This is a genomic window from Pelotomaculum terephthalicicum JT, assembly GCF_022410535.1.
In the GTDB taxonomy this organism is placed as follows: Bacteria; Bacillota; Desulfotomaculia; order Desulfotomaculales; family Pelotomaculaceae; genus Pelotomaculum_D; species Pelotomaculum_D terephthalicicum.
This window is the reverse complement of sequence record NZ_JAKNBL010000075.1, coordinates 1-5,276: the sequence shown is the minus strand read 5'-3', so window position 1 is coordinate 5,276 and position 5,276 is coordinate 1. Positions and strand designations below refer to the sequence as shown.

Sequence of the window (5,276 nt, the reverse complement as noted above, 5' to 3'; positions counted from 1 at the left end):
AAGAAATCATTCCCTGTGTTTATTGCAATACCTGTCTGGAAAGAGATCAGAAGTTTGAAGCGGTCGAATGTATTGTAGCTGAAAAACGGGCTAAAAAATAAGCTAAATAGAGAAGAGCAATAATAGAGAGAAGATATCTGGAGTAACAGCAAGTTCCTGCAATTTTTTTAACAGGCTATTCTACGCTCTGAGCCTTATTTAAATCGTTCAAGCAAGCGCCCAACCGGGGGATCAAAGCTGCTTACGCATTTAGCAGGAAAAGAGGTTGCAGACGCGGAAACGGGAAAAGGGATGCTGATCCATAAATACTAATGCTGTTACTCTATGTATTGCTTATTATTACAATATTTTTAATAACTAATTAAAAATAAATGCCCTTTCATTAACGGGCATTTATTTTGGTTTATTGTTTTCTTTATTAATTACTTCTAAATTATCCTTTTTTTTCTAAGAACATATTCTAAAATGCCATGGACTTGGCATTCAAGGACTTTACATATCTTATCTAAGCGGTCAAGGTTTCTTTTAAAGCTGATTTAATAGGCCAACTTTATGGGACTATAGATAGGAGGTGATGCGTTTTTGGAGAAACGTCCTCTTGCATTCTATGGTAGTTAGTAATTGGTCGTTGGTGGTAAGGAACTTGTGATACTATGTTCATGAGGACACCTTCCTCTGAATGGTTTTATTCTGTTCACTTACCAGTTCCAGATAAGGGATTTATGTTCCTTTTTTTTGCAAAGACTTATTGGCTATTATTGGAATCGGGGAGTTTGCTTACAGGATAGGGAGACAAATTAAATAATAAATGCATAATCTAAAAATTATTAAGAATAAAATATTAAATGAGGGATTAATATGTTGATAAAAAAACTAAACAAATTTTCTGTTAAACTATATTCATTATTGATTTTATTTATGCTTGTTCCATCAATAACAATATTTTATTTTGCTTATCACTCTTCTACAAAAACAGCGGAAGGAGAAATTATTGACGGCTTGTTGCAGGTCTCAAATGAAAAATGCCAGAGATTAGAACTCGCTCTTAATGATATTATGTACTTGGCAGAAACGATTGCAAGTGAAGAAAGTGTTAAAGATACTTTTAGTAAATTACAATCTAATGCTGCAGGAGAATTACAATTAAATAAAATAGCTTCAAAATTAGAAGTATTTTTTAATCAAAGCAACGGCTTATATGAAAATATATTTTTTGGATACAAGGGAAAAATACAAATTGATGGAATGGGCGGTACATCAATAGGACATGACCTGGAAGAAGATAATGCTTTATGGTACCAAAAATCAAAGGCGACTAAACAAAAATATATAGGAAGTGTTTTGCAGTCTCCAATAACCGGTAGGCCTGTTATAGTAGCTTCTGTCCCAATATTAAATGAAAATACTAATGAATATATCGGAGTTTTTGCGTTGTCTATCGAATTTATCAAATTGACAGAGAATATGGTTAGCTCAGATAATGCAAGAGGGACAAAAACAGTTGTTCTCAATTCAGAAGGTTTGGTTATAGCTTCTGAAGATTTATCACAAGTTTTTAGTCTCGATTACAGTAAAATGGCAGGTGATAATAACAGTTTTTATAGTACACTAAAACAGAGCGACTCTGGAATGGGTTATTTTACTTTAAATGGTGTAAAAAATATTGCAGCATATAAAAAATTTGAAGGACAAGAGATGTATGTAGTAACTTATTTGCCTGTTTCTAAATATCTGGAAAAAATGAATGATATGAAACAAGGAGTATTTTTGGCATTATTTATATGTTTGCTGGTGGGTATTTTTGTTGCCTTCTTTTTTGCCAAGAGGATTACTAATCCTATCGAAAGACTAATGAGTTTAATGAAAAAAGTTGAAGATAAAGATTTAACAGTTGAGGCTGATATACAATCAAAAGATGAATTTGGACAATTAGCAAGAGGATTTAATAATATGTTGATTCATACAAGAGAACTTATAAGTCAGGTAATAGAAAAAAGCAAAATAGTAGCGGTATCATCTCAGCAGCTAAATTCAAATGCGCAACAAACTGCGGCAGTTGCCACTGAAACCGCTACTACTATGGGTGACATTGCTTCAGCGGTTGAAAAAGTTACTACTAATATACGCGAAGTATCTGCTGCTTCAGAGACCAGCGCTGGCTATGCTGATGAGGGTAGCAGGATAATCGTTGATGTTATTGCACAAATGAATAGTATTTACGATTCGGTTAAAGTAGTTAAAGAAGCCATCGGCGAATTGAACAAAAAGTCACAAGAAATTAATCAGATTGTTGAGTTAATTACAAGTATTTCTGATCAAACCAACCTGCTTGCGCTGAATGCCGCCATTGAAGCTGCAAGGGCAGGGGAACAAGGTCGTGGCTTTGCGGTGGTGGCTGATGAAGTGAGAAAATTGGCTGAGCAGTCATCCAATGCTACAAAGGAAATAAATAACTTGATCGGAGCAATACAGGCAGAATCACTGAGAGCAGTGGAAAGCATGGAGAAAGGTGAAAAGGAAGTTGAAACAGGAAATAATGTCATTCAGAAAGTTGGAGATAACTTCACAAATATTATGGGTGCTGTACAAGGTTTAACAACGCAAATTAAAGATATAGTTTCATTAATGGAACAAACATCGGAAGGGGTACAAAATGTAGAGACTACAACTGAGGAAATGACAGCGGCAGCAGAGGAAGTTTCGGCTTCTGCTGAATCTTTATCCAAGCTATCCGATGAGCTTGATGACTCAATAGGTAAATTTAAAATATAACCAAAAGCTAAAATATTAACCTTTGAATTTGTCCGAAATCGGTCGTTTACCAGAAATATCATGGCATATCATTAAAATGCTCCTTATAATAGAGGTATGGCAGGTAATCCTGTCCATAGTCTCTAAAATAAGGAGCATCAGCATTTGAATTCTGCTTTTATAGCAATGGATTAGAGACATTTTACTGGGATCTGGAAAATTATCCGCCGCGGAAAGTCTGGGGATTTCCTACCCGCGAAAACTTGGAGCGTTATCTCTATATCCGGGAAAATCGCAGGACATTGGCTGATAAGTTCATTAGGTCTTATTTCTGGTAGATCGAATAGCTTTGCGTGAGCAAGCCCTGGATGCTTTTAATGTTTCTGGGGATTATGTTAATCGCTGCAAAGTTAAGAGAAGAAGGAAGCCACAGGCCGGCTACGCTTTGATCGCCCGCCCGTGGCTCTTTTTCGCCTGGCTCCGGTGGTCGGTTTAGGTTATTGTCTTTGCCTCGTGAGGATTATCTGCCCAGTGGCGCTGTCGTAGTCCACCTGTGCGCCCAGGGTTTCAGAGACAAACCGCAGCGGAACGAAAACGCGGCCGGGTGGCAGTAGCTCCGGGGCGCAGTCCATGGTCCGCTCCGTGCCGTCCACCAGCACTTTCGACGAACCCAGGGTGAGCACAATTACCCTGCCGCTGTCTTCGACGGTAACCTGCCGGGTGGTGGAATCCCACTTGACCTCGGCGCCCAGGGCTTCGCTGATAAACCGGACGGGCGCCATGGTGCGCTGGGACTGCCTATCCACGTAGGGCGGGGCGTCCAGGGTGTAAGGGCTGCCGTCTATACCGTAAGCGTCTAATAAGACAGTGTATGGAAACTTCCCTAGAACTGTGGGATAATCCTCTAAATTAGAGATTGGAGTTTTTCGACCCCAATCGAAAAACTCCAAAGGAGGTTTAGAGTTGAATACCAGGGAAGTCACCCGCAGATATCGGTTGAAACAGTGGACCCAGATCATCAGTGAATGCCGAAGCAGTGGACAGACCGTCTCTGCATGGTGTTCAGAGCATAACATTAATCAAAAAAGTTACTACTATTGGTTAAAACGCGTTCGCACAGCTGCCTGCGAAGCCCTTCCAACACTCAGTTCCGGAAACAATCCAATCGTGCCGTTAAACGTTCCAGTCCCTACAGCCGGTACTGACTCAGCGGATCAAGAATCATCGTCAGATATTGTTCTACGTTTTGGCACCATAACATTGGAGATCAGCAACAATGCGTCCGCAATGTTAATTGAAAACACCCTGAGGGCGCTGCAGCATGTTCGGTGATATCTCAAAAGCAGAGAAAATCTATATCGCTTGTGGTTATACCGACATGCGAAAAGCCATCGATGGACTTGCCGCCCTTGTCCAACAAAATTTTCAACTAAACCCTTTCCAGAACAGTCTGTTTCTATTCTGTGGCCGACAACGCGATCGGATGAAAGCACTCTATTGGGAAGGTGATGGATTCGTTCTCCTTTATAAACGGCTGGAAAACGGAAGTTTTCAGTGGCCGATGAATGCCGAAGCGGTTCGCTCCATCACATATCAGGAATTTCGATGGCTCCTGGAAGGTCTATCTATAGATCAACCCAAGGCAGTGAAAAAGCTTACTATTGAAGCCTGTCTTTAACCGTAATAAATCCCGCAAATGCGCATGTTTACTGGATTTTTTGACGTTTTTATGCTATAATGGAATAGTAAAAAGCCTAAAGGATTCAGGATACATGAGCGCAGCAGAACAGGTAAAAACACTTGAAAACCGCATATCAGAACTGGAGCGGGAAAATAAACTCCTCCATGATACTGTTGAATATCTGACGCGTAAGCTTTTTGGTAGACGATCTGAGAAGGCATCGGTCCTTTCCTTGGGGCAGATGTCTCTTTTTGATGAAGCAGAAACTGAGGCTGATCCGAAGGCAGGGGAACCTGACTTAAAACAAGTCCAGGGTTATCGGAGAAAGAAATTCAATGGACAGCGTATGGAGCTCTTGAAAGACATCCCACACGATAAACGTCTGTGTACACTTGTTGAAGAAGATCGTTTCTGCGAAAAATGCAACACCGCCCTTATTTCGGTCGGTGAAGAATTCATCCGCACGGAAATCGAGTTCATTCCTGCCAAAGTCAGGCCATTGACTATTACCGTGAAACCTTCGAGTGCCGCACCTGCCGTAAGAACGGCGAGCCCTACATGGAGAAATCACCAATGCCCTATCCGGTGGTGCAGCATTCTATGGCCTCTCCCTCCACAGTGGCCTGGGTCATGCATCAGAAGTTCGTCAACGCCATTCCTCTTTACCGGCAGGAGAAAGAATGGCAGACACTGGGCGTAAGTTTAAGCCGTGCTACCCTGAGTATACCGGGTAAAACTGAACAGTTTGACCGCTAAGATTAAACAGTGTCCCCGTTTGAAACTGAACACCGGTTCCGAAGAAGTTGAACACTGGATATGGCCCTTCTGCTAAATTGAATTTATG

5 protein-coding genes and 1 pseudogene are annotated in these 5,276 nt (G+C 40.8%); 4 read left to right on the top strand and 2 right to left on the bottom strand.

From position 1 onward, the window contains the following. Nucleotides 1-428: 428 nt before the first annotated feature. Nucleotides 429-536, bottom strand: a complete 108-nt coding sequence (locus L9W92_RS19485; RefSeq protein ID WP_376741834.1) for a helix-turn-helix domain-containing protein — start codon at nt 534-536, stop codon at nt 429-431. 322 nt (nt 537-858) lie between these two features. Between L9W92_RS19485 and L9W92_RS18370 the strand changes: the two genes are divergently transcribed. Beyond that, nucleotides 859-2,772: a methyl-accepting chemotaxis protein gene (locus L9W92_RS18370; RefSeq protein ID WP_240085193.1), complete on the top strand. Its 1,914-nt coding sequence runs from the start codon at nt 859-861 to the stop codon at nt 2,770-2,772. 476 nt (nt 2,773-3,248) lie between these two features. Here the strand turns inward: L9W92_RS18370 and L9W92_RS18365 are convergent, their stop codons facing one another. Further along, the gene (locus L9W92_RS18365) at nt 3,249-3,701 is read right to left on the bottom strand and encodes a copper amine oxidase N-terminal domain-containing protein (RefSeq protein WP_240085192.1); all 453 of its coding nucleotides are present in this window, start codon (nt 3,699-3,701) and stop codon (nt 3,249-3,251) included. A 13-nt stretch (nt 3,702-3,714) separates the two neighbouring features. Between L9W92_RS18365 and tnpA the strand changes: the two genes are divergently transcribed. The 3 genes and pseudogenes from tnpA to L9W92_RS18350 form a co-directional block, all read left to right on the top strand. After that, the gene (gene tnpA / locus L9W92_RS18360; RefSeq protein WP_240085191.1) at nt 3,715-4,083 is read left to right on the top strand and encodes an IS66 family insertion sequence element accessory protein TnpA; all 369 of its coding nucleotides are present in this window, start codon (nt 3,715-3,717) and stop codon (nt 4,081-4,083) included. Further along, nucleotides 4,073-4,429, top strand: coding sequence for an IS66 family insertion sequence element accessory protein TnpB (gene tnpB, locus L9W92_RS18355; RefSeq protein WP_240085190.1), 357 nt, complete (start codon nt 4,073-4,075; stop codon nt 4,427-4,429). Before tnpA ends, tnpB begins: the two co-directional genes overlap by 11 nt. Before the next feature lie 94 nt (nt 4,430-4,523). Then, nucleotides 4,524-5,155, top strand: a pseudogene (locus L9W92_RS18350) (transposase); the annotation flags it as partial. Between the last annotated feature and the right edge of the window lie 121 nt (nt 5,156-5,276).